The organism is Novosphingobium sp. ST904, from assembly GCF_001298105.1.
Lineage (GTDB): Bacteria > Pseudomonadota > Alphaproteobacteria > Sphingomonadales > Sphingomonadaceae > Novosphingobium.
In genome coordinates, this window is sequence record NZ_LGJH01000152.1 from 63,809 (window position 1) to 86,905 (window position 23,097).

The 23,097-nt window shown below is 65.0% G+C and carries 20 protein-coding genes and 1 pseudogene; 8 read left to right on the forward strand and 13 right to left on the reverse strand.

Annotation, left to right across the window (positions count from 1 at the left end; all coding sequences use genetic code 11):
• Nucleotides 1-10 precede the first annotated feature (10 nt).
• The 12 genes and pseudogenes from xrtA to ADT71_RS17240 all read right to left on the reverse strand — a co-directional run bounded on the left by xrtA (nt 11) and on the right by ADT71_RS17240 (nt 13,885).
• Nucleotides 11-1,579, reverse strand: a complete 1,569-nt coding sequence (gene xrtA, locus ADT71_RS17190; RefSeq protein ID WP_054438762.1) for an exosortase A — start codon at nt 1,577-1,579, stop codon at nt 11-13.
• Complete coding sequence (locus ADT71_RS17195; protein WP_054438764.1) at nt 1,569-2,795, reverse strand: TIGR03087 family PEP-CTERM/XrtA system glycosyltransferase; 1,227 nt, start codon at nt 2,793-2,795, stop codon at nt 1,569-1,571. The genes xrtA and ADT71_RS17195 overlap by 11 nt, the downstream gene beginning before the upstream one ends.
• Nucleotides 2,795-3,870 (reverse strand): annotated as a pseudogene (locus ADT71_RS17200) (FemAB family XrtA/PEP-CTERM system-associated protein). The gene ADT71_RS17195 and the pseudogene ADT71_RS17200 overlap by 1 nt, the downstream one beginning before the upstream one ends.
• The gene (locus ADT71_RS17205) at nt 3,867-4,736 is read right to left on the reverse strand and encodes an XrtA system polysaccharide deacetylase (protein ID WP_054438822.1); all 870 of its coding nucleotides are present in this window, start codon (nt 4,734-4,736) and stop codon (nt 3,867-3,869) included. Before ADT71_RS17205 ends, ADT71_RS17200 begins: the two are co-directional and overlap by 4 nt.
• Nucleotides 4,737-4,767: 31 nt before the next feature.
• The gene (locus ADT71_RS17210; RefSeq protein ID WP_054438765.1) at nt 4,768-5,982 is read right to left on the reverse strand and encodes an XrtA/PEP-CTERM system-associated ATPase; all 1,215 of its coding nucleotides are present in this window, start codon (nt 5,980-5,982) and stop codon (nt 4,768-4,770) included.
• A gap of 18 nt (nt 5,983-6,000) precedes the next feature.
• Nucleotides 6,001-6,297: a hypothetical protein gene (locus tag ADT71_RS33925; RefSeq protein ID WP_231635973.1), complete on the reverse strand. Its 297-nt coding sequence runs from the start codon at nt 6,295-6,297 to the stop codon at nt 6,001-6,003.
• The gene (locus ADT71_RS17215; protein ID WP_231635974.1) at nt 6,276-7,721 is read right to left on the reverse strand and encodes a preprotein translocase subunit YajC; all 1,446 of its coding nucleotides are present in this window, start codon (nt 7,719-7,721) and stop codon (nt 6,276-6,278) included. The genes ADT71_RS33925 and ADT71_RS17215 overlap by 22 nt, the downstream gene beginning before the upstream one ends.
• Nucleotides 7,718-8,755, reverse strand: coding sequence for a capsular biosynthesis protein (locus tag ADT71_RS17220; protein ID WP_054438766.1), 1,038 nt, complete (start codon nt 8,753-8,755; stop codon nt 7,718-7,720). Before ADT71_RS17220 ends, ADT71_RS17215 begins: the two co-directional genes overlap by 4 nt.
• Nucleotides 8,756-8,764: 9 nt before the next feature.
• On the reverse strand, nt 8,765-10,285 hold the full coding sequence (locus ADT71_RS17225) for an XrtA system polysaccharide chain length determinant (RefSeq protein ID WP_054438767.1): 1,521 nt from the start codon (nt 10,283-10,285) through the stop codon (nt 8,765-8,767).
• Between the two features lie 28 nt (nt 10,286-10,313).
• Entirely contained in the window at nt 10,314-10,958 is a 645-nt protein-coding gene (locus ADT71_RS17230; RefSeq protein ID WP_054438768.1) for an XrtA/PEP-CTERM system exopolysaccharide export protein, read from the reverse strand.
• Between the two features lie 171 nt (nt 10,959-11,129).
• Nucleotides 11,130-12,356: a pyridoxal-dependent decarboxylase, exosortase A system-associated gene (locus ADT71_RS17235; protein ID WP_054438770.1), complete on the reverse strand. Its 1,227-nt coding sequence runs from the start codon at nt 12,354-12,356 to the stop codon at nt 11,130-11,132.
• Nucleotides 12,353-13,885 carry an acyl-CoA ligase (AMP-forming), exosortase A system-associated gene (locus ADT71_RS17240; protein ID WP_054438772.1) on the reverse strand — a complete coding sequence of 511 codons (1,533 nt, stop codon included), beginning with the start codon at nt 13,883-13,885 and terminating at the stop codon, nt 12,353-12,355. The genes ADT71_RS17235 and ADT71_RS17240 overlap by 4 nt, the downstream gene beginning before the upstream one ends.
• Before the next feature lie 35 nt (nt 13,886-13,920).
• Between ADT71_RS17240 and ADT71_RS17245 the strand changes: the two genes are divergently transcribed.
• The 4 genes from ADT71_RS17245 (at nt 13,921) to ADT71_RS17260 (ending at nt 16,709) form a co-directional block, all read left to right on the forward strand.
• Nucleotides 13,921-14,937 carry a GNAT family N-acetyltransferase gene (locus tag ADT71_RS17245; protein WP_054438774.1) on the forward strand — a complete coding sequence of 339 codons (1,017 nt, stop codon included), beginning with the start codon at nt 13,921-13,923 and terminating at the stop codon, nt 14,935-14,937.
• Nucleotides 14,938-14,976: 39 nt separating this feature from the next.
• On the forward strand, nt 14,977-15,240 hold the full coding sequence (locus ADT71_RS17250) for a phosphopantetheine-binding protein (RefSeq protein WP_054438776.1): 264 nt from the start codon (nt 14,977-14,979) through the stop codon (nt 15,238-15,240).
• 150 nt (nt 15,241-15,390) lie between these two features.
• Nucleotides 15,391-15,933, forward strand: coding sequence for a hypothetical protein (locus tag ADT71_RS17255; RefSeq protein WP_369818293.1), 543 nt, complete (start codon nt 15,391-15,393; stop codon nt 15,931-15,933).
• Entirely contained in the window at nt 15,930-16,709 is a 780-nt protein-coding gene (locus ADT71_RS17260) for a hydrolase 1, exosortase A system-associated (protein WP_054438778.1), read from the forward strand. Before ADT71_RS17255 ends, ADT71_RS17260 begins: the two co-directional genes overlap by 4 nt.
• Nucleotides 16,710-16,775: 66 nt before the next feature.
• On the opposite strand, the gene trxB is transcribed toward ADT71_RS17260, so the two are convergent.
• A complete protein-coding gene (gene trxB, locus ADT71_RS17265; RefSeq protein ID WP_054438779.1) occupies nt 16,776-17,744 on the reverse strand; it encodes a thioredoxin-disulfide reductase in 969 nt (322 codons plus the stop codon).
• A 204-nt stretch (nt 17,745-17,948) separates the two neighbouring features.
• On the opposite strand from trxB, the gene ADT71_RS17270 reads away from it, so the two are divergent.
• The 4 genes from ADT71_RS17270 to ADT71_RS17285 all read left to right on the forward strand — a co-directional run bounded on the left by ADT71_RS17270 (nt 17,949) and on the right by ADT71_RS17285 (nt 23,082).
• A complete protein-coding gene (locus tag ADT71_RS17270; RefSeq protein WP_054438823.1) occupies nt 17,949-18,827 on the forward strand; it encodes an alpha/beta fold hydrolase in 879 nt (292 codons plus the stop codon).
• A gap of 145 nt (nt 18,828-18,972) precedes the next feature.
• Nucleotides 18,973-20,079 (forward strand): HlyD family secretion protein, encoded by a 1,107-nt coding sequence (locus ADT71_RS17275; protein WP_054438781.1) that lies wholly within the window; start codon nt 18,973-18,975, stop codon nt 20,077-20,079.
• A gap of 56 nt (nt 20,080-20,135) precedes the next feature.
• Complete coding sequence (locus ADT71_RS17280; protein WP_369818296.1) at nt 20,136-21,641, forward strand: DHA2 family efflux MFS transporter permease subunit; 1,506 nt, start codon at nt 20,136-20,138, stop codon at nt 21,639-21,641.
• A gap of 1 nt (nt 21,642) precedes the next feature.
• Entirely contained in the window at nt 21,643-23,082 is a 1,440-nt protein-coding gene (locus ADT71_RS17285; RefSeq protein ID WP_347812934.1) for an efflux transporter outer membrane subunit, read from the forward strand.
• The last annotated feature ends 15 nt before the right edge of the window (nt 23,083-23,097 follow it).

Genomic DNA, 23,097 nt, shown 5'->3' on the forward strand with positions numbered 1-23,097 from the left:
ATCTGCTGGCCTAGCGGAGCGCGGTGATGCGGTCCATCCACGAGTCCACCGGGCCCGTCGCCGCGATGAAACGCGCAATGGATTGCGCTGCGCGGTGGCCGGGATAGTCCTCGGATGAAAGGATCAGCATCGTCGTAGGCCTTGCGCGCAATACGAGGTGATCGCCGATGATCGCCAGCTTCAGCCGGGCATTGCTGCCGGTTAGCAGGTCCCCTGTATGGAACCAGGTTACCGCCAGACGCTCTACCTTGCCGTGTCCAAGCAAGCGCTCACTGCGGGCGTCGCGGAAAGCGGGGCCGGGAGCCTGCCAGGACCACGGGCTCGACGGGGTCAGCGCCCCCTGCCCGAAACCGCCGGCCTCGCGCCCCTCGCCCTGCCCCGCGTAAAGCGCGATGAACACGTCCACGCTATGGCCTTCGCCGTCGGCATAGCGGCCAAGCAGCCGGTGATCGGCACCTTCGGCGCGCGGCCCCCACCAGATCGCCGGAGCGTAATCGACCCGGTGCCAGCCTGCCACCTGCGGCATTTCGATGGCCTGCGGCAGCGGCGCATCCAAAGTCTCGGCCGCGAAGGCCCAGCTTTGCGCCGCGACGACCACGACAGCGAAGCCCACGATCGCGGCGATGCCGCTGATGCGCCCCTTATCCAGCCATGCCAGCACGCGCGACCGGGCGATCGCATCGGTATCGATCATCGGTCCGTCGAGCGGGCGGTCGAAGAAGCGCCATGCCCCCGCGATCACGAGCGCGAGCACGATGGCGAAGAAGAACCAGCCGTAGACGATATGATCGAAGCCCGCAGCCTTCTCCACGCCGACGATCTGCGCGGCGTAGATCGTGCCCCAGGCACGCACGCCATTGGCCAGGATGGGCACGACGAGGCATGCCGCCATCATCGCTGACCGCCGCTTCCAGCTGACGAAGCAGACGTTGGCCGCAAGCGTACCGAACGCGATCATCGCGATCAGGAACTTCACCCCGGAACAGGCCTCGGCCACTTCGAACAGACCGGCAGGCGTATCTATAAAGACGCCGTCCACCGTCGCGGGAATGCCGCTCAGGTGCGTGAGAGCGATGGTGATCTCGGCCGTGATCGTCTGGAGCGCCTCGACCAGTTCCTCCCCGAAGGGTACGAGAAAGGCCATGTAACAGAGCGGAAAGAACAGGCCTGCCGTTACGCGCGGGCCGAGCAACAGCGGCACGGCAGATCCGAGCATGGCCACCGCCCCCGCCTGACGCGCAAGGTCGAGCCCTGAAAATGCGCCGAGCACCCAGAGGAACGCGGCACCGCTCATCGGGATCAGCCCGGGCCACCAGGCCTCCGGCATGAGCCGGACCAGTTCCGCGCGGCGCTGCCAGACAAGCCAGCCCAGAATCGGCGGGATCAGGATGATGTGATTGTACGTGGAAATGTCCCACCACTGGCGCCCCATCGCGGCCCAATCGTCATGGAACACCGCAATCAACGCCAGCATAACCGCACCGGCGCGGATCAGCGCCGCACGCCAATGGGCTGGCAGCGAGTGCCAACGTCTCGCAGGCACGCCGGCAGTCTCCAGAGTGGCGGTTTCAGGCGGCATCGCTCATGCTCTCCGACTTCAGGGCAATCAGGCGTGGAAGGTCTGCCAGCGCTGCCCCCCAACTTGCGTGAGCGCCGATCCATTCCCGCGCGTTGTGGCCCATGGCCTGCGCCCGCGCGCTATCCCCGGCGAGTGCGATGACAGCCTCCGCCAGGGCCGCGTCGCTTTCCGCCACGAGAAAATCGCGGCCATCTTCAGCCTCGATCCCCGTGGCCGCGCCCGGAGACAGCACCGTGGGCAGGCCCATCGCCATGGCTTCAAGCACCTTGTTCTGCACCCCGCGCGCGATTTCGAGCGGCACCAACGCCATGTCGGCAGCCGCGATCCAGGGGCGGATATCCTCCACCCGTCCCCATATGTGCACGCCGCCGTGCCCGTGGTGCGCCATGAGCGAGGCTGGCGGATTGCGCCCGACGACATGCAGACTGGCAGCCGGCAGGCGGCGGCGCACCAGCGGCAGGATTCGCGCGATCGCGCGTTCGACTGCCGCCACATTCGGCGCATAGTCCATCTGACCGGTGAAGATCAGGCGCGGGCCGTCGATAGCCGCCATGCGTGGCTCAGGCACCGCCTTCGCCGGATCGAAAAGCGCGCTATCCAATCCGTTGCCCATCGGCTCCACCGCGCAGGCGGAATCGCCCAGCCGTGCGGCGAACAACGCCGCTTCGGCCTTGCTCACCAGCAGGGTCACGTCGGCCCGGCGCGCGATCCGGGCTTCCTCCGCCCTCAGCAACCGCCCTTCGCGCCGTTCCATCCAGCTTCGAAAACCGCGCCCCGCCGCGCCATAAGCCTCGAACTTGGCGGAATCTACATCAACCAGATCGACGATCAGGCGGCCACGGAAGCTCTGCGGAACATACTGCGCCACTTGGCCGGAAAAGACGAAGATGGTGTCGATCGGGCGGGCACGGAGCACCTGCTCCACCCAGTTCGCCATGCGCCGGTCGTGAAACGCGGTCAGGCTGAGCGGACGTCCGGTTGCCAGAGATTCCAGCCCTGCAACCGGCAGCGATTTCGTGCGGGCAAGCAGCAAGTGACTGGCGGATAACGCTGCAAGCTCTGCCTCGCAGCCATGATCGGCCGCATCGTCGGCAAAGCAGCCGACGTGCACGGGAGCCAGCCGGGCCAGCGCCTTGAGCACGTTGTGCGAACGAATCTTGTCTCCGCGATCCGGCGGAAACGGGATGCGGTGAGCCAGGAACAGGATTTCGCCCATCAGCCGATACCGCGCGCGATCAGCGGGCCCAGCCTATTGGCCACGGCAAGCGGCAGCCGTTGCCAGAGCCTGATCTGAAGCGAGAGCTTGCTGCTCGTCGGATCGGCTTCCCGCTTCGCGCACCCGGCGCGGTCCAGATGGCATATGTCAGCGGTTCCGGTTCGAAACCCCAGTTACGCTTGAAGTGATAAGCGCCGCTGTCCGTCTTGGAGCGGCCGAAATCGAACGTCGTGCAGCCCCGCCGCCGGGCATGGAGCATCAGTTCGAAATACATCCGGTCATTGGCGCGCAGCTGGCGTGCTTCCCGGGTGCCGCCCCCCCAATAAGGCATTGCCGCGCCTCGATGGTAAAGCGTGATAACGCTCGCCACAGCCTGCCCCCGACGCCGCACGGTGAGGATGTCCGCATCGTCCCCGAAGGCATCAAGCACGGCATCGAGCAACTTGCGCGGGAAAACCGGTGTACCGAGATTGCGGTAACTCTCGGCAAAGACGCTGTAATGCGCGGCGCGATCGCGCTCGCTGCTGCCGATCTCCACTTCCAGGTCGTTCGCCAGCGCCTTGCGGACTTCGGCGCGCTGCTTGCGCGGTACGTCGAGCAATTGTGCCTCGTCGTCCGTGGCCAGGGCGCGGGCAAAGTTGCAGTGGCTTTCGGTCTTGATAGCCCAACCGCCATGCGGATCGGGCAGCTCGCCCCCTCGCAGTTCGATCGACGGGCAGGAGTGGCGCAGCGCAAGCTCCTCCAGCGCCGCGAACAGTGCCGCCGTATCGGTCCGCGCACCCGTGAGAAGCCCCCCGCCGACCGCAAAACCGGTGGAGGCCAGCAGCCGGCCGAAAACAGGTGAGTGTATCGCGTCGAGCGGCAGAAAGGCCGAGATCTCCCCGCAACGCTCCTCGACCAGCGCGAGCGCGCGATTTCCGGTTGCGCGGGCGACAGAGAGGAACCAGGCCGGACGGTGAAACGGGGTCGCCTGCGGATGACGGGCGGCGAACAGCTCCAGCCGCGCCACTTCGCCCGGATCGGCAAGATCGACCAGCCTGATCGTCCCCTGTTCCGGGGCGAACGGGGCGTTCATGCCGCCAGTGCCGCCGCGTGCTGCGCCTCGCGCGCGGCAAGTTCGTCCATCCGTCCCCAGCGGAAGTCCTCGATCAGGTGCCGCAACTTGCCCGCCATGGCACCCAGGTTGGTGTAATGCCGCAGCCGCGATCGCAGCGGCGCGTTGCCGACGCGCGGCTGGCCAGGATCTATTTCCCACGGGTGGAAATAGAACACTGCCGGGCGCCCCTGCGCATTCACCTGCCGGATCGCCCAGCGCGAAAAACCGTATGGCAAAACGCGGAAGAAGCCGCCGCCACCGGCCGCGAGCCTGCGTCCGGCAAACGTTGCGGTCGTCACCGGGATTTCGACGAAATCGCTACCCGCCAGAGGATGGAATGCGAAACGAGGCGCCTCGCGCCAGCCGTAATGGTCATGAGCGATAGGCGCGACGCTGGAGCTATAGGCGTAGCCCCGCTCGGCGAGCACTTCGAAGGCCCAGGGCGTGCGTGCGTCTATCGAGAAGCTGGGCGCGCGGTATCCGGTCACCTTGACCCCGGCGGCGTCCTCGATGGCGTTGCGGCTCATGTCGAGATCGCGGCCGAATGTCTCGGCATTCATGCGAAACACCCGCTCGTGGTCCCAGCCGTGGCTGGCCAGCTCGTGCCCCGCCTCGGCGATACGGCGCAGCAATGCAGGATGACGCACCGCGACCCAGCCCAGCGTGAAGAAAGTACCCTTCACGCCCGCAGCGTCGAACAGTGCGAGAATTTCGTCGCAGTTGCGCTCGACACGCGTTCGTATCGCGGGCCAGTCCGCCCGGTCGATCACCGTCTCGAAAGCGCCGACCTGGAACCAGTCCTCCACATCGACGGACAGCCCGTTGACCGGTCTTGTGTCATTCATGGGATCCATCCTCGTGAAGGCGGGGGACCAGTCAGGCCGCCTGGCGCTGGCCTTCGCCGCCCTCGAACCATTCGATCAACATAGTAAGCGTGTGCCGCAAGGTACGCTCCTGCTCGTCGAGACGGGCTTCCAGACGGGCCGCATGCGCGGCCGACTGCTCAAGCTGTTCCTGAAGCGCGGCGATGAGGGGATCATTACCCGAACCTGCCGGAACCTCCTTCTCCCGCTCGGCGCGGGCGGCAAGTTCCAGCACGGCATGCTGAAGCTCGTCGATCTGCGAATCGCGTTCCGCCAAGGCTGTCTCGATAAGGGCGATGGCCGCCTTGGCATCGAGGGCTTCGGAATGGTGCACCGGCGCTGCCGCCACTTGCGCCGCCGGCACGCCAGGCGCCGCTTCCGCCGCCGTCTCTCGCGGGCTGACGAGCGCGCGGGCGCCATCCTCATCGAGTTCGGCCAGCACTTCGGCCAGCATCTGGAGATCGATCAACGAACGCTGCTCAACCGCACCAAGCAGCAGCAGGCGGTTGACGATCTGGTTGATCCGGCGCGGGATACCGCCGGTCGCCTCGTGGATTTCCGCGAAGACGCGATGATCGAAGCCCGGATTGCCCTTCCAGCCGACGCAGTTCAGGCGATGCTCGATATAGGGCTGCACTTCGCGCACCTGCATCGCGGTAAGGTGGTGGGTGGCGATCACACGCTGGCGAAGCTGTTCGAGCTGATCGCTTTCAAGCAGGGTCGTGCGGAACTCCGGCTGGCCCAGCAGGAGCGTCTGCAGCAACGGATGCGAGCCAAGCTGGAAGTTCGACAGCATGCGCAGTTCCTCGATCGCGTCAACCGAGAGGTTCTGGGCCTCATCCACGATCAGCAGGCAGCGGCGACCGGCGCGCGCCTCGGCATGGAGAAAGCCCTCGATCGCCCCCAGCGCCGAAGCCTTGTCGTGCCCGGCGACCGGAAGGCCGAACGCCTGAGCGACGACGTGAACGATCTCCTCACCGTCAAGCGCGCTGGTGACGACGCAGGCAGCCGTGAGGCGCGCCGGGTCTATCGTCGCCATGAGGTGCGAGACCAGCGTCGATTTGCCTGCACCGACTTCACCGGTGATGACCACGAACCCTTCACCCTGGGCCAGCCCATAGCCGAGATAGGACAGCGCCTTTCGGTGCGTCACGCTCTCGAAATAGAAGGCCGGATCGGGCGTAAGCTGGAAGGGCCGGCCCTCGAACCCGTAGAATTGGTCGAACATCCCTGCTCTCCTTCGAAATCAGAAGCTGTAGCGCACGCCGGCGAGGGCGGACGCGGTCCAGTATTCTTCATACAAGGCATCGTCACGGCTCACGCCGTCGAGCCCGAGTGCCACCGTCGCCCTGAGGCGGCGGGCCAGCATACGGTAATAGCCGAGTGTGGCACCATAACCGTTAACATTGCCGACCAGCGGATCGTTGCTGGAAAGCCAGTTCGCATAGACGCTCGCCGACCATCCGGCTTCTCTGCCGAGTTGGCCGCTGAGATAGGCCGAGAGCCACCAGTTCTGGTCGATCACCCCGTCAGCCGCAGCCAACACGGTGTTCTGCGGAGCGATGAAATCGCGGCGGTCGTACCCGCCACCGATCCCCGCATCGAGGCGGCCGACCCTGCGCGAATAGCTCGCCGCCACGCCGCGCCCGCGGAACACGCCGATCGCACAGAGCCCAGCGCGCCCGAAAAGCAGTTGCTGCCGTCAAGCGAACTGACGCAGCCGCGCAGTTCGCCTGTCACGGGATCGCGCACGGCCACGAAGTCATCCGGCAACTGATCGAGCGCGCGGTTGAGCTGGCCGCCGAACCCGCTGACATTGTCATAGACCGTGACGCTGAGCTGGCTGCGATCATCCGGCGCATAGGCGAGGTTGCCGCCGAAGCTGGTCGATCCATAACGCCGGCCGAAGTGCGCCGAAAGCGAGGTGCGGCGGCTCGGCCGCCACATCACGGCCACGTCCCAGGTCAGGCCGCTGACGTCGTAAGCAAGTTCGCGCGGGACGCTCTTGTCGGTCTTGTAGCGACCGTCGCTGCCGATCACAGGGTTGCCATCGGCATCGCGCAGGGCATCGCGGCTGGACACTTCCACGTCCTCGTAACCGATGGCGCCCACCACCTGAACCGTGCGGCTTACCGGCACCGTTACCAGGGCCCGCGCCTGCATGTCCCGCACGCGCTGGTCGAGGTTGGAGATATCTTCCTGATAGAAGCTGCCCGCAGCGCCCAGCCCCACCGGTGCGATGACGTAAGGCGCCACGCCCGCCTCGATGTCGGCGATCTGCGTCACGCTCTTGTCGAAGACGTCGGCCGCCGCGCCGCCGGGTGTCGCGACGAAGGCGTCCGACTGTTCGACCTTGGTGAAACCGGCCCGGTAATTGGCCGCGAAATCGACATCGCCCGCGCGCGTCCTGAACGAAGGTCCACCGTATACCGAGTAGACGTTGGTTGCCCCCCCGTCGTTCGCCAGACCGGGCGAAAGCGCAGAGCCGCCGTTCTGAACCCGCGCCTGGGTTGCAAGCGCGCCTGCTTCCAGCGTCAGGCCCGGCGTGATCGTGGTATAGCCGCGCACGATGCCGCTGATGGCATCGCCATCGGCTGCGCGCTTGCTCCAGCCGATGTAGCGTTCATAGCGGACGGACGCCGACAACGCATTGTTGCGCCCGGATATCCCCGCATCGACGCCCGCTGCCAGCTGAGTATAGGTGAGCACGTCGTTGCCCGGAGAAAGCTGCGCATCGACGACCTGATCGATCTCGATATAGGGCGTCACCTCGATCCGGGGGGAGCCCTTGCCTCCGCGCTTTCCGGAACGATCCTGCCGCCCCGACGACGGAGCGGAGGCGGCGACATCATCGGAACCGGAGCCGACCTGGTCATAGCCGATCGTCTGGGCCTCCACCGGCACTGCCGCTGCCAGCGCAGCAGCCAGAGCGCCCAGGCCCAGCGGGGGCGAAAACACCGACTTCATCCCTTGTATCCGTAATAGGAGCCGAAGCGGCGGCCGCTCGGGCTGAAATGCGTACCATTGAGCAGCAGCTGGACGTTGGGACAGGCCCCCAGCAAAGAGATCGCATCTTCCAGCGCGCCCTGCCCGGTCCGGTCCGCGCGCACGATGACCACGGTCTGCCCGACGTATTTCGCCAGTTCGGCCGCGGGCGATGCCGCAAGGGCGGGCGGCGAATCGAAAATCACGATGCGATGCGGCGCGTTCTCGGTCAGCCTGTCGAGTATCCGCGCGGTTCGGGATGAGGCGATATATTCGCTGTCATTGATGGTCGCATCGCCCGCCGGCATGACCCAGAGCCCGGGAATATCGGTGCCGAGCACACATTCGGCGGGATCGATCGTCTCGTCCATCAATGCGTCCATCAACCCCGGACCGCCGGGAAGCCCCAGCGCGGAAAGGATCGAAGGCTTGGCGAAATCGGCATCGACGAGGAGAACCTCGCTTTCCTTCTCAGCCGCAATCGACAGCGCGAGATTGAGCGCGCAGTACGTCTTGCCCTCGCCCGGATGCGGCGAACTGATCAGTACGCGCTGTGCGGCGGCGCCTGCTTTCTGACGCCGCAAATCGGCCGCCTGCACCAGCAACTGCCGTTTGACGATGCGGAATTCTTCCAGAAGCGCGGTCACGGTGCCCTCCGGCACGATCAGCCCTTGCTCGCGCAGCAGTTCGCGATCGATCGGGTGATGCTCACCGGCGAAGGCCGTGGGGGCCAGGTAAGCGGCTGCAACCGGCTCGGCTACATCGCGCGCTGGCGCTGGAGGGGGCGTTGGCGCGGCGAACGGCGGTGAAGCAGGCGAAGACACAGCGGGTGTTTCGGCAGCGGACGCTGCATCGTCAGCGGGCCTTGCGGAGACAACAGGCTCGGCCGGAAGCGGAACCGGCCGAGCGATCATGCTGTTGAAATCGAAATGTCCGGCAGCGCGTTCGATCAGCGATTCGCCGGGGCCGCGCTTTCTGGTCTGTCCGGGCGCGGGAATTTTGCTGTGTTCGGTCATTACCGTTCCTCAGGCCACCATGCCGCGCTGGATAAACTCAACCGCAAGCAACACCACGAACAGGCCGCACAAAGCCGCGCCGCCGCCGATGAAGTACTTGAGGCGGCGCTTGCGAAGCTGGCGCACGCCGTCCGTGAGATTTTGCGAGATTGCGCCGAGCACCGGCAGCCCCGTCGCCCGTTCGAGACTCGCCGTCGTCGCGAAGACCGAACGGACCTTGCTGAGCGCAAAAGCACCTGCGCAGCCGCCCACGACGCCGGCGATCAGCACGCCGAACAGCAGCAAGGGCCGATTGGGGGCCACCGGCTTGCGCGGCGTCGTCGGCGGATCGACCACCTGAAACTTCACCGCCTCGCGGCCGGTCTTCACTTCGCCGCGCAGGCGCAGTTCCTCCCGGTCCTGGAGAAGCTTGTCGTATTGCTGGCGCAGGACGTCGTAGTCCCGATTGATGCGCTGGGCCTCGGTCGCAAGTTCGGGGTCCTGGATCGCGGAGGCCGTGAGCGAGGCTACGTCCGATTGCAGCGCCGCCTTTCGCGACGTCAGCGCCTGGACGTTGGCCTGCCGCTCGGCACGGATCGACTGGAGTGAGCTATAGGCGGGGTTCGGCGTACCCGTGCCGCTGGCCGCTTCCTGCGCTGCAGGACCGCGAAGCGCTGCAATCTGGTTTCGCGCCGCGATCACGTCTGGATGGCTGTCGGTCAGGCCGCGCGCGCGCATTCCGGCCAGTTCCGACTGGGCCTGCGCCAATGCGCCCGAAGCCCCGCCGGCAGTTCCTCCGGCGATCGTGCGGGGCGTACCGGCAAGCTGGCCGTCGATCGCGGCAAGCGCGCTCTGGGCAGCGGAAAGATCCGCGTCGAGATCGCGAAGCTGCGTGCGCGAGCTTTCCAGCCGCTGCGCCACTGCTGCCCCGCCCAGCGCCATTTCGGGGTGCTGGGCCTCGAAAGTGGTGCGGCGCTGTTCCGCCGATTCAAGTTCCTTTTCGCGCTGGCGCAGCTGCTGGTTCACGAACTCCAGCGTCTCCACCATGTCACCGCGATCGCCCGACAGGTTTTCCTCGCGAAAAATGTCGATCAGCTTCTGCGCCACTTCACGGGCAAGCTGGGCATTCTCGGCATCGGAGAAAGAGGAATAGTTCGCGGTCGCAGTGATCTCGAACAGGTTGTCCTGCTGGCTGACCACGGACACGTTCTTGCCAAGGCCGAGAACCGTGGATTCCATCTGCTTGGGAGACTGGATCGTATCGCCCAGCCGCGTGCCGCGCACGACCTTCTCGAGGTTCACGGCGCTGGTCAGGGTTTGCCGGATGCGCTCGATATCGCGCTTCTTGTCGGCCACGCCGATACCCACCTGCTCAGCCAGGGCGTCATCGAGCTGGATGAAGATGCGGGCTTTGGATTCGTAAGAATTGGGGATCAGGGCCACGACCAGCCAGCCCAGCAGGCAGATCGCCCAGGCCGCCGCAAGCGCGATCCAGCGCCGGTGCCAGACGCTGTGGAGGGCGGCGAGCAGTTCTTCGTAAAGGCCGTTCATCGCGCCAATCCCATCTCGCGCCCGATCCTCAGAACATGCTTTCAGGGATGATAATAACATCGCCGGGGTTCAGCATGACGTTTGCCTTGCTGTCGCCCTTCTTGAGCAGATCGCCCAGACGCAGGGCATATTCCGTCTGCTTGCCTGCCGTCTTGTCGAAGCGGATCAAGCGTGCGCGATTGCCGGCAGCATATTCCGACAGACCGCCCACCGCGATCATCGCATCCAGCACGGTCATGTTTGCACGATAGGGAATGGAAGCCGGTTTCTCGGTCGCGCCGACGACGCGGACCTGCTGGCTGTACGTGCCGGCAAACCCGTCCACGATGACCGAAACCAGAGGGTCCTCGATATATTGGGAGAGCTGCAGGCGGATATCCTCCGCCAGCATGGCCGGGGTCTTGCCCACCGCAGGCATGTCCGCGATCAGCGGCGTGGTGATGCGGCCATCGGGCCGAACCTGAACCTTCGCGCCGAGTTCGGGGTTGCGCCAGACGAACACGGTGAGCTGGTCCAGCGGACCGATGATGTACTCCTCGCTCGGCCCCTCCTGCATCGCAACGAACTGCGCGGGTGGAAGCTGGGGGCCGGACGCAGGCCCCGCACAGCCTGTCAGGACGACGCTGGCAAGCGCAGAGGCAGCCAGGAGTCGGGTCGGACGGCGGTGCGGCATAAGCTCTTCCCTTCAGGCGCCGGCCTGCCGATCGCTGTTACGATGCGGCAAACGTGGCAAAATCCAGCCTGCGCTATCGCCTAAAAGGGTGAACATTGCGTTAGCCTTCACCAACCGATTGGCACCCGGTCCCGCATTGGGACAACATGCCTGTCGAATGCTAACCGTGCTTCAGACCAGCATTTCCAGTGCCGCCCCCTGCCCGAGGAACTGCGCCGGGCTCGCCGAGGCGCCGTAAGCGCCGGCACAGAACACCGCGACCAGATCGCCGACTTCGGCCCGCGGAAAGCCTCCCTTGTCCGCCAGCTTGTCCAGCGGAGTGCAGAGGCAGCCGACAATTGACGCTTCCTCCTCGACCGGCGCATCGAAGCGCGTGGCGATGGCCGAAGGGTAGTTGCGCCGCACCACCGTTCCGAAGTTTCCGGACGCGGCCAACTGATGGTGAAGGCCGCCATCGGTAACGAGGAAAACTTCGCCGTGGCTTTCCTTCCGGTCAATCACGCGAGCAATATAAACACCTGATTCGCCAACGAGATAGCGCCCAAGTTCGATGCAGAACGCGGTCTCGTGCAGAACATCGGGCAAGCGCTCGAAACGCTCGGCCAGACGCTCGCCGACAAGGGCCAGATCGACCGGAGTATCTCCCGGGAAGTAGGGAATGCCGAGCCCCCCGCCGAGATTGCAGTGCGGCAAGGCCGCGCCGCTCTCTTCCGCGAGCCTTGCGGCCAGATCGAGCGCCTGCCCCTGCGTTTCCGCAATGGCTGATGCGTCCAGCGCCTGGCTGCCCGCGAATATGTGAAATCCGCGCCACTCCGCCCCGCTGGACACCACTTCGCGCACGAGCTCAGGCACTCGCGCGGCATCGATTCCGAACGGCTTTGCGCCGCCACCCATCTTCATGCCCGATCCCTTGAGATCGAAATCGGGGTTCACGCGAATGGCGAGGCGCGGAGTAACGCCAAGCGTTTCAGCGATTCCGATGGCGCGGCGGGCCTCGGCCTCCGATTCGAGGTTGAGCGTCACGCCGGCGCGGATTGCGGCGTCCAGTTCACGGTCACGCTTGCCCGGGCCAGCAAAGCTGACTTGCGCAGGATCGATGCCTGCCGCCCGCACGATCGCCAACTCGCCGCCGGAGGCAATGTCGAAACCGTCGACCAGCCCGTCCATCAGCGACAACAGGGGCGGGAAAGGATTGGCCTTCACGGCATAATGCAGCGCCAGCCGCTCCGGCATGGCCACCCGGATATCGGCAACGCGCCTGCGCACGAGATTTGCGCTGTAGAGAAACAGGGGCGTATCCCCTGCCTGCTCCACCCAATCCGTAACCGGCCTGCCGCCCACCACCAGAACACCGCGCGCAGCTTCGAAGCCCGCCGGAATCGGACCGAGCGGCTTCATGCGCCTGCCCCCGCGAGTTCGGCGGCAAGACCGTTCCTGTCGATCTTGCCATTCGGCCCGACAGGCATTGAATCGCGCCAGTGGATCACTTTGGGTTGCATGAAATTCGGTAGTTCCTGCATGAGTTTACGCGGCAATTCCGAGGTTGTTTCGAAGCCCGGTGAAGCGCGGACAACCAGATGCACCGCCTGCCCAAGGCGCGCGTCCGGCATGCCCAGGGCAACGGCTTCAACCACGAGACCTGTCGCAAGCGCGGCTTCCTCAACCTCCTGCGGGCTGATGCGGTTACCGGCGCTCTTGATCATGGCGTCGCGGCGACCGACGAAATAGAGCAGCCCATCCGCACTGCGCCGCACCCTGTCACCGGACCACACCGCCATGCCGCCATAGTGGGAGCCGAGGGGCGCCGGCTTGTAGCGCTCAGCTGTGCGCTCCTGATCGCGCCAGTAGCCTTGCGCCACCAATGGGCCGCAGTGGACCAGTTCGCCTTCCTCGTCATCGGCAGCGATAAAGCCCGCATCGTTGACGACCAGCACTTCCGCGTGCGGGATCGCCTTCCCCATCGAAGTGGGATGACTGTCGATCAACGAAGGGTCGAGGTAAGTGGAACGGAACGCCTCCGTAAGGCCGTACATCGCGAAAAGGCGGGCACCGGGGAACAGCCTGCGCATCCTGCGGACGAGATCGACAGTGAGCGCACCGCCGCTGTTGGTCAATCGGCGCAGTTTTCCGGCCGTTTCACCCGGCCAATCCAGCTCGCAGACCTGCACCCATAGCGGCGGCACGGCCGCGAGCGTGGTGATCCCGTGTCGGTCCACCGCCTTCATGACATCGCGCGGCACCAGATAGTCCAGCGGAACCACGCAGCCACCGGCGTACCATGTCGAAAGAAGCTGGTTCTGCCCGTAATCGAACGATAGCGGCAATACCGCCAGGGTCCGGTCATCGGGAGCGAGACCAAGGTAGTCGGCCACGCTTTCCGCGCCCAGCCACATATTGGCATGGCTGAGCATCACGCCCTTGGGCCGCCCCGTGGAGCCGCTGGTGTAGAGGATCGCCGCCAGATCATCGGGATCGGCCTGCGAAGGCGCCAGTTCTCCATCCAGCATTGCAGCATCGGCCAGCGCCGCGGCTTCATCGACCAGACGGCAATCGGCGGGCACGTCCGCTTCGGCAAGCGAGGCCAGCCGAGAAGGCGTGCCGATCAGCATGACCGCGCCGCTATCTGCCAGGATATGCGCGACCTGCCCATGCTTGAGCAACGGATTGACCGGCACATGCACCAGTCCCGCGCGCGCGGCCGCCAACGGGAGCAGGCAGGTCAGTTCCCCCTTTGCCGCCCATGAAGCGATACGCGCGCCTTTTGCCGGAACTTCCACTGCGAGCCACGCCGCAAGTCTGGAGACACGCGATCTTAAGGCCTTGTAGTCCAGCACTTCTCCGCGCAGCACCAGGGCCTCGGCCGAATCCTCTCCCCGAAGGGCGAGATGGTCGAGCGGCAGGATCGGCTTTTCGGTACTGCCGGGCATGACGGGGAAAGGCTCCGAAAGGGTTCGAACGGGACGTGGCAAAGGTCGATTATCACCGCGATCTTAAGCAAGTGCAATCGGACGGCCAGCTAGCGCTGTGGCTTTCCGGGGGCAACCAGCACGCCCCTTTCGACCGTATCGAATGGTTTCGGGCGCTGGCGGAGCATTGCGTTCCAGACGCCTTTATCGCCGCGGCGTGTGACGGCGAGGATTTTGCGGTACTGCCCCTGCGGGGAGCATCCGGGCACCTTCACGCACTGTCGAACTGGTATACCTTCCGCTTCCGCCCGCTCTGTTCAGGCGCAGAACGGCCATTGGCGGTACTGGCGGGCGACCTTGCCGGAAAGGCCCGCCGCATCACGCTGAGCGGCGTACCGGACGAGGACGGCAGCGCCGCCCTGCTCGAACGCGCCTTCCGCAAGGCAGGCTGGCTCGTCCGCCGCGAGATTTGCGACAGCAATCATGTCCTGCCGTTAGCCGGTCGCAGCTACGCGCACTATCTCGCCTCGCGCCCCGGCAACTTGCGCACGACGCTGAAACGCAAGGCGGGCAAGCTCGATGTCGAAGTTCTCACCCGTTTCGATGCCGCAGCCTGGGCAGCCTACGAAGCGATCTATGCCGAAAGCTGGAAGCCCGAGGAAGGCAGCCCCGCATTCCTGCGCGCCTTCGCGCAAGCCGAAGGTTCTGCGGGACGACTGCGGATGGGCATTGCGCGCTGCGGCGGACAGGCCATCGCCGCGCAGATGTGGACGGTCGAACATGGCACGGCATGGATACACAAACTCGCTCACCGGGAAGCGGCGAAGCACCTCTCCCCCGGCTCGGTCCTGAGCGCGGCGCTTTTCCGCCATGTGATCGACACGGACGATGTCGAACTCGTGGATTTCGGTACAGGCGACGATCCGTACAAGCGGGACTGGATGGAATTTGTGCGTCCGCGATACCGGCTCGACATGTTCCGCCCCGGGTCTCCGCTGAATTGGCCTCGTCTGGGGCGTGATATCTTGCGGGCAGGGCTTGAGCGCCTTGCCGCAACCGCGAAGCGCGGCTAGAGGCGCGGGGTTAACGACAAATGCCCGAAGAGAGGGGCCATGCAAGACGAAACCGACCTGTTGCTGCGCCGCATCCTGACGGATGTGCTGGGCCTCAAGCAGGGACAAGCCGAGACGTTCGATGCCGATACCGGGCTGTTCGGGCATTTGCCCGAACTGGACTCGATGGCGGTTGCCGGCCTCCTGACCGAGCTGGAAGACCGGCTCGACATCATCATCGAGGACGACGAGATCGACGGCGAGATGCTGGAGACCTTCGGCGCCCTGCTCGAATTCGCGAAAGCCAAGCGCGCCACGGCGTGATTCGCGCGGGGAGAATCGCAGGATGACCCCCACGACATGGCCCTGCCCCCTGCCCGATGGCGGCATGGAAAAGGAATATGCCCTCGCGTTCGATCGCGGGCGGCGCAGCGGGTCCTGATCGTTCCTGCCCTGTTCGACGAGGGCAATCGCATGCGCCGCCTCACGGTGGAGGTCATGCGACGCCTTGACCGCGCCGGGATCGACAGCCTTGCCCCGGACCTGCCGGGAACGAACGAGAGCGTGCTCGCTCTCGAATCGATAGGCCCGGCCCAATGGCGAACCGCGATGGCCGCGGCTGCCGCGCATTTCGGCGCAACGCACGTCCTCGGCATTCGCGGAGGCTGCCTGTTTACACCGAGCCTGCCGAAATGGCACTACGCACCGGTAAAAGGCGCCCAGATCCTGCGCTCCATGTTACGCGCCCGCATGTTTGCAGACCGCGAGGCAGGACGCGAACAGACACGGGAAGCCTTGACGGACATGGCCCGTACCGAAGGCATTACGCTCGCCGGATATCCATTGAACGCCGCGCTTTTCCGGGAGATCGAAACACTGGAGCCCGATCCCTCCGTACCCATCATCGAGCAGGAGCGGATCGGAGGTAGCGGCTTGTGGCTGCGAGCGGAACCGGATGAGGATGCGTCGCAGGCCGATGCGCTCGCCGCATTGCTGAGCGAGGCTCTGCGAGCATGACGCGGCGGCACTTCACTTTCCCCTGCGAAGGCTCGCAGCTCACCGCGAGCCTTGACGAGGCATCGGCAAACACCGGCCTGCTGCTCGTGTCCGGCGGCAACGAAGTGCGCGCCGGCGCATGGAACGGGCAGGCCCGGTTCGCCGCGCGAATTGCTGCCGAAGGGTTTCCAGTGCTCCGTTTCGACCGGCGCGGCGTGGGAGACAGTGAGGGCGAGAACCGCGGCTTCCGATCGAGCGCGCCGGATATCCGCGCAGCGCTCGGCGCCTTTCGCGCGGCTTGCCCGCAAGTGCGCCGTGTCGTCGGGCTGGGAAACTGCGACGCTGCCAGCGCACTGATGCTGGCAGAAGGCGCCGGGCTCGACGCGCTGGTACTGTCCAACCCATGGACGATCGAGGACGAGGCCGGGGACGCTCCGGCCGAAGTCGTGCGCAGCCACTATCGCCGCAGGATGACCGATCCGGCCGCCATCAGGCGCCTCCTCACGGGAAAAGTTGCGATAGCCCAACTGATCCGCAGCCTCGTTGCCGCGTCGCGTCCGGGCGTGGCGGAACCTGCCGGTCTGGCGCAGGAAATGGCGCGCGGCCTCGCCGTATTTTCAGGTAGGGTGCGGTTGCTTGTCGCCGAAAGGGACCGCACGGGTCTCGCATTTCTGGCCAATTGGGACAAATCGGACACCCGCGTCCAACGCTGTTCCGGGGCCACGCACAGCTATGTCGAGCCGGAAGCGCAGGACTGGTTGATCGGGCAAGTGCTGGACGCCTTGCGGCACGCCTAGTTGCGCAAGGCGTTCCTATCGAGAGAGGCCCGGGGGCTGAGCCCCGGACCTCTCCTATCTACAACGTCAGGCTTCGACCTTCGCCGCTTCGGCGAAATCCCGCGCCGCAAGATAACGCTCGGCATCGAGCGCCGCCATGCAGCCGGTACCGGCAGCGGTAATGGCCTGGCGATAGACGTGATCCATCACGTCGCCGCAAGCGAAAACGCCGGCGATATCGGTCTTGGGCGTGCCCGGCTGGACGAGGAGATAGCCGGTCTCGTCCATGGCCAGCTTGCCCTTGAACAGTTCCGTCGCCGGTGCGTGTCCGATGGCGACGAAAGCACCGTCCGTAAGGATTTCGCTCTGCTCGCCGGTCTTGGTGTCGATCAGCGCAAGGGCGCGCAGTTCGCCATTTTCGCCTTCCATGAAGCGTTCGACGCGCTTGTCCCAAACGACGTTGATCTTCGGGTTCGCGAAAAGGCGGTCCTGCAGGATCTTCTCGGCGCGCAAGCTGTCTCGGCGGTGGATCAGGGTCACTTCGTCGGAATGGTTGGTGAGGTAGAGCGCTTCCTCGACCGCGGTATTGCCGCCGCCGATCACCACGACCTTCTTGCCGCGATAGAAGAAACCATCGCACGTGGCGCAGGCCGAGACGCCCTTGCCCGAAAGTTCCTGCTCGCCGGGGACGCCGAGCCACTGCGCCTGTGCGCCGGTGGCGATGACGAGGGTATCGCCCTCATAGATATCGCCCGAATCGCCGACAGCCGTGAAGATCGGGCCGTTGAGGTCAACCGAGGTGATGATGTCGTACATCATGCGGGTGCCGACATGGACAGCCTGCGCCTCCATTTCCTGCATCAGCCAGGGGCCCTGAATGACTTCGCGGAAACCGGGATAATTCTCGACGTCGGTGGTGATGGTAAGCTGGCCGCCGGGCTGCAGACCCTGCACAACGATCGGCTCCATCCCGGCGCGCGCGCCATAGATCGCGGCCGAGAGACCGGCCGGGCCGGAACCGATGATGAGCATGCGGGTCTTGTGCGTCGTCGCCATGTGAAAGTCTCCGGCGTGAATGTGTCGAATATCGTTGGGGCGCGAGATAGGGCCAAGTACCCCGGTTTGCCAAGCGGCAGGCCGCATAAGGAATATCTTGATCCCCGCAAATCCGCACTTGGCGGATCGGGTTTCCGCCTCGCGGCGGCGCGGAATACCGGTGCCCCCATTGACCTGCGCTCCGCCGGGGATCACGATTTCGGCATGAAAAGCCAGCTCGGACCGACCTCCAACCGTTTCATCTCGCAGCGCCTGCGGCTCAACTATGTCGACTGGGGCAACCCGGACGCGCCGCCGCTGATTCTCCAGCACGGCGGGCGCGACCATTGCCGCAGCTGGGATTGGGTGGCCGAGGAACTGCGACAGGACTGGCACGTGATCTGTCCGGATCTGCGCGGCCACGGCGATTCCGAATGGTCTCCCGAGGGCCACTACGGAATGGACGCCCTCGTCTACGATTTCGCCCAGCTCGTGCATACGTTGGGGCACGAGAAAGTGACCATCATCGCCCATTCGCTCGGCGGAAACGTCGCCACGCGCTTCACCGGTCTGTTTCCCGAAAAAGTCGAGAAATTCGTCAATATCGAGGGGCTTGGCCCGCCACCGCACATCCGCCGCCAGATGGAAGAGCGCGGGATCGGCGACCGGCTGAAACAATGGATCGAGGACAAGCGCCGGGCCTCCGGACGGATGCCGCGCAAGTACGCGACCCGCAAGGACGCATACCAGCGGATGAAAGAGGAGAACTCCTTCCTTACCGAGGAGCAGGCACGCCATCTGACGATCCATGGCGCCAGCCGCAACGAGGACGGCACCTGGAGCTGGAAGTTCGACAACTACGTCAATGTCTGGTCCGTATCGGATCTGCCGACTTCGGATGTGGTTGCCTTGTGGCAAGCCATCACCTGCCCCGTGCTCATGCTGTGGGGCAAGAACAGCTTCTCGCAGAGCCCGGCCGACGACGGGCGGATAGACTGGTTCCCAACGGCTCGGCTGGTCGAATACGAAGACGCAGGCCATTGGCTCCATCATGACCAGTTCGAACGGTTCATGACTGACGTGAAAGCATTTCTCGCGCCCTGAACCCCACCCTGTTCGCACGGCCCCGCCAACCCATCGCAAGCGCGATTCCAGATAGACACCCTTGCAACCTTCCTCTTGCTTATAATAACCATGCTTAGTACCTGCGCGACACGACGAGTCTCGCCTGAAAGGCACTGGAAAAAGCATGAACGCCGAAACAACGATCGCGGCAGAGAACGAGATTTCCCTGCCCGTCCGCCCGGCCAGGCGTCGTCTGCGAAGGGTTCTGATGCTGGCTGGGCCGCTGGTCGCCTTGACGGGTGTGATCTGGTTCTACCTCGCCGGAGGTCGCTACGAAGAAACCGACAATGCGGCGCTTCAGACCGGCATGGTCGCGATCAGCCCCAGCATCGCCGGCACGGTCGTTTCCGTCGAAGTGCGGGAGAATCAGCACGTCCGTAAGGGTGACGTGCTGTTCCGCATCAAGTCCGGCAGTTTTGCAGCAGCGGTGTCGGAGGCGGAAGCCGAACTGGCCAAGTCCCGGACAGACGCGAGTTCGCAGCGGGCAGACTATCGCGAGGCACTGTCGCAGGTCGGCGCGGCAAGGGCGAAACAGGATTATGCGGCAAGCGAAGCCGCTCGCCAGAAATCGCTCATGGCAGAGGGAATTTCCTCTCGCGCGCAGTACGAACAGGCTGCAACCGAAGCGCGCACCGCCCGCGAAGGCGTCGCCGCTGCCGAGGCCCGAGCCGAAAGCCTGCGCGCCAGCCTTGCCGGCCTGATCGAGGGTGACACCTCAACCCTGCCCGAAGTGCGCAAGGCGGCGGCAAAACTGGACCAGGCGCGGATAGACCTTTCCGACACCGTCGTCCGGGCCCCGCAGGACGGCGTGGTGACGCGCGTGAACCAGCTTCAGCCCGGTAACTACGTCACCCCGGGCCGCGCCGTTTTCATGCTGACCGGCGAACGTTTCTGGGTGCAGGCGAACTTCAAGGAAGATCAACTGCGCTACATGCGCGCGGGCCAGCACGCCACGGTCAGGCTCGACGCCTTCCCCGACCGCGCCTTCAAGGGCCATGTCGAAAGTTTCAGCCCCGGGACCGGATCGAGCTTCGCGGTGCTTCCGGCGGACAATGCAACCGGCAACTGGGTCAAGGTCGTCCAGCGACTGCCGGTCCAGATCGCGATAGACGAATCCGCAGGCGACCTTCCGCTCGGCGCGGGCCTGAGCGTCCATGTCGAAGTCGATACCCGCCATGAACGTCGCTTGTTCGCCGCCGATACACCGGCCGCGCCGGCACGCCGACCTTGAGCCGCAACGGCGGTTCCGCGGTGCCAGCCATGCCCGCATCCCCCTATCCCACGCCGATGCGGCGTCTGCTTATAACCATCCCTTCGATGATCGCATCGACCATGGTTGCGGTGGACATCACCATCGCCAATGTCGCGCTGCCGCACATGCAGGCAAGCCTTTCCGCCTCGCAGGAACAGGTGCTCTGGGTATTGACGAGCTACCTCGTTGCCGGGGCCATCGCCACGCCGCTCAGCGGCTGGCTGGCCGGGCGGGTAGGCCGCAAGAACGTCATGCTGTTCTCGGTAGCCGGCTTCACTGCCGCGTCAGCGCTCTGCGGGCTCGCCACGGATCTGCAGACCATCATTCTTGCCCGGTTTTTGCAGGGAGCCTGCGGAGCCGGGCTGGTTCCGCTCAGTCAGGCGATCCTGCTCGATATCAACCCGCCCGAGGATCATGCCAAAGCCATGGCGATCTTCGCGCTCGGTTCGATGGCGGGACCGATCGTCGGGCCCACGCTCGGCGGCTATCTCACCGATGCGATGTCCTGGCGCTGGGTGTTCTTCATCAACGTGCCTTTCGGCATCCTTGCCTTCATCGGCATGTCGATCTTCCTCGTGCGCCGGAAGAGCCGGGTGAAGACGCGCTTCGACCTGTTCGGCTTCGTCATGGTCTCGGTCGCGTTGACGTCGCTCCAGCTCCTGCTCGACCGGGGAGAGCATCTCGACTGGTTCGACTCCTCCGAAATCCGCATCTACGCCGTGGTCCTCGCTCTCGCGGCCTACCTCATGGCCGTTCACATGGCGACTTCGCGGGACACGTTCATCCGGCCGCAGCTGTTCCGCGACCGGAATTTCGCGATCGGTTCGGTCTTCAGCATGATGATCGGTATAGTCGCCTTCGCCACGATCCCGATGATCGTGGTCATGACCCAGTCGTTGCTTGGCTATTCCGCGCTCCAGGCCGGGGTCATCAGCCTGCCCCGCGCGATCGGCACGCTGATCTCGATGCTGCTGGTCACCCGGCTGGTGAAATTCGTCGACACCCGCATCATCATCGTCACCGGGCTCATACTGATGGGCTGCGGGATGTTGATGTATTCTCACGTCGATCTCTACGTCGACCAGAGCACGCTCGTTCTGGCAGGACTGGTGCAGGGACTGGGCAGCGGGATGATCTTCGTGCCGCTCTCGGTGATCGTGTTCTCCACGCTCGATCCGGCGCTGCGCAACGAAGGCGCTTCGATGTTCGCACTCACGCGCAATGTCGGCAATGCCGTGGGCATATCGGTGATACAGTATCAGTTCGTCCACTATATCGCCGCATCACGCAGCGAACTGGTGCAGGGCATAAGGCCCGACAATCCCGTGTTCGACTACGCACGGCCAGGTTTCGACTTCGATTCGAGCCAGTCCCTGACCCGGATCTACGGCGAGGTCGTCAGGCAGGCGACGATGGTCGGCGACATTTCACTCTTCCACATGGTGTTCGTGCTGACGCTCTGCCTCATCCCGCTCGTCCTGATGATGCGCGTGAAGAAGGCGAACGATGTCGACACCAGCACTCTTGCACTCGGGGAATAACGTGTTCCGCAAGGCCTCCGTCCTGCTACCGCTCCTGCTGACCGCCGCCTGCATGAAGGTTGGCCCGGATTTCGCGGCTCCCCCGCCGCCTTCTGCATCGGCGGGGTATGCTCAAGGCGCGTACCCCGGCGCAGTGCTGGGAGATGGCCCGCAAGCGGGCTGGTGGAACGCTTTTGCATCTCCCGAACTGGATAGCCTGGTCCAACGCGCACTGGCCGGAAACCATTCGCTCGCCGCAAGCCGCGCGACGCTGGAAAAGGCGCGGGAACGCATCGCCGCCACTGCCGGTCGCCGCCTTCCGCAAGTCGACGCCAATGGACGCGCCGAGTATCAACGCGTCAACCTCGCCGCCTTCGGCCTGTCCGACAGTTTCGGCGGCGCCGAAATTCCCAATCCCGAATTCGACCTCTACACCCTGGGGGCCGGGATCAGTTACGACCTCGACCTGTTCGGTCGCAACTCTCGTGCGCTGGAACAGGCCAAGGCGCAAGCCGAGGCCGAGGGCCGCGCCACGCAGGCCGCGCACCTGCTCATCGCCGGGCGGGTGGTCGAACAGGTCCTCGCCATCGCCGCACTCAACGACCGCATCGCCACGGTGCGCCAGCTTCTCTCGGAAGACGAACGAAACGTTACGCTGACCGAGGCCAGGCGCAAGGGAGGGGACGGCACTCTGGTGGAAGTGCTGAGTGCGCAGGGCCAACTCGCCGAAGACCGCGCGAACATGCCCTCGTTCGAACAGCAGCTTGTCGAAGGGCGCGCCATGCTGGCCGTGCTGCTCGGAATATCGCCCGCCGAACTCGGCCCTACTCACTTCACCCTGCAGCAGTTCACCCTGCCCGCACGCGTACCCGTCGCCCTGCCTTCGGCGCTGGTTCACAAGCGGCCTGACATTCTTGAAGCCGAAGCACGGCTTCATGCCGCCATTGCCGCAGTCGGCGTGGCGACGGCCCAGCTCTATCCCGACGTGACGATCGGCGCGTCGCTGACGCAGCAGACCTCGCAACCCGGACAGATCACCAGCAGTCGCTTCAATGCCTTCGATATTTTCGCGGGCCTCTCGGCCCCGATCTTCCATGGCGGCACGCTGAAAGCGGAAAAGCGCGGCGCCGAGGCCGAAGCACGCGGCGCATCGGCGCAGTACCAGCAAGTGGTGACGGAAGCTTTCGGGCAGGTTTCCGGGCTGCTTTCGGCGCTCGGCAATGACAACCGTGAATTCGCCGAACGACAGTCCGCAGCCGATCTGGCCGATCGTTCGCTCCACCTCTCACGCCGCAGCTTCGAGGTGGGCAACAGCGGCGTGCTGCAGGTTCTCGACGCCAACCGTGCCTATCAACGTGCGCAGCTTACCCTGCTCGACACGCGCAGCCGCCAATACCGGAACGTGGCGCGGCTCTACGTCGCCACGGCGGGAGGCTGGGTGACGGACAGCAGCGAGAACTGACGCGGCACCCGGAGC

What these genes read in the sequence shown, in the direction of transcription:
- xrtA (WP_054438762.1), bottom strand. Translation starts at nt 1,579, where the DNA reads ATGCCGCCTGAAACCGCCACTCTGGAGACTGCCGGCGTGCCTGCGAGA.
- ADT71_RS17195 (WP_054438764.1), bottom strand. Translation starts at nt 2,795, where the DNA reads ATGGGCGAAATCCTGTTCCTGGCTCACCGCATCCCGTTTCCGCCGGAT.
- ADT71_RS17205 (WP_054438822.1), bottom strand. Translation starts at nt 4,736, where the DNA reads ATGAATGACACAAGACCGGTCAACGGGCTGTCCGTCGATGTGGAGGAC.
- ADT71_RS17210 (WP_054438765.1), bottom strand. Translation starts at nt 5,982, where the DNA reads ATGTTCGACCAATTCTACGGGTTCGAGGGCCGGCCCTTCCAGCTTACG.
- ADT71_RS17215 (WP_231635974.1), bottom strand. Translation starts at nt 7,721, where the DNA reads ATGAAGTCGGTGTTTTCGCCCCCGCTGGGCCTGGGCGCTCTGGCTGCT.
- ADT71_RS17220 (WP_054438766.1), bottom strand. Translation starts at nt 8,755, where the DNA reads ATGACCGAACACAGCAAAATTCCCGCGCCCGGACAGACCAGAAAGCGC.
- ADT71_RS17225 (WP_054438767.1), bottom strand. Translation starts at nt 10,285, where the DNA reads ATGAACGGCCTTTACGAAGAACTGCTCGCCGCCCTCCACAGCGTCTGG.
- ADT71_RS17230 (WP_054438768.1), bottom strand. Translation starts at nt 10,958, where the DNA reads ATGCCGCACCGCCGTCCGACCCGACTCCTGGCTGCCTCTGCGCTTGCC.
- ADT71_RS17235 (WP_054438770.1), bottom strand. Translation starts at nt 12,356, where the DNA reads ATGAAGCCGCTCGGTCCGATTCCGGCGGGCTTCGAAGCTGCGCGCGGT.
- ADT71_RS17240 (WP_054438772.1), bottom strand. Translation starts at nt 13,885, where the DNA reads ATGCCCGGCAGTACCGAAAAGCCGATCCTGCCGCTCGACCATCTCGCC.
- ADT71_RS17250 (WP_054438776.1), top strand. Translation starts at nt 14,977, where the DNA reads ATGCAAGACGAAACCGACCTGTTGCTGCGCCGCATCCTGACGGATGTG.
- ADT71_RS17255 (WP_369818293.1), top strand. Translation starts at nt 15,391, where the DNA reads ATGCGCCGCCTCACGGTGGAGGTCATGCGACGCCTTGACCGCGCCGGG.
- ADT71_RS17260 (WP_054438778.1), top strand. Translation starts at nt 15,930, where the DNA reads ATGACGCGGCGGCACTTCACTTTCCCCTGCGAAGGCTCGCAGCTCACC.
- trxB (WP_054438779.1), bottom strand. Translation starts at nt 17,744, where the DNA reads ATGGCGACGACGCACAAGACCCGCATGCTCATCATCGGTTCCGGCCCG.
- ADT71_RS17270 (WP_054438823.1), top strand. Translation starts at nt 17,949, where the DNA reads ATGAAAAGCCAGCTCGGACCGACCTCCAACCGTTTCATCTCGCAGCGC.
- ADT71_RS17275 (WP_054438781.1), top strand. Translation starts at nt 18,973, where the DNA reads ATGAACGCCGAAACAACGATCGCGGCAGAGAACGAGATTTCCCTGCCC.
- ADT71_RS17280 (WP_369818296.1), top strand. Translation starts at nt 20,136, where the DNA reads ATGCGGCGTCTGCTTATAACCATCCCTTCGATGATCGCATCGACCATG.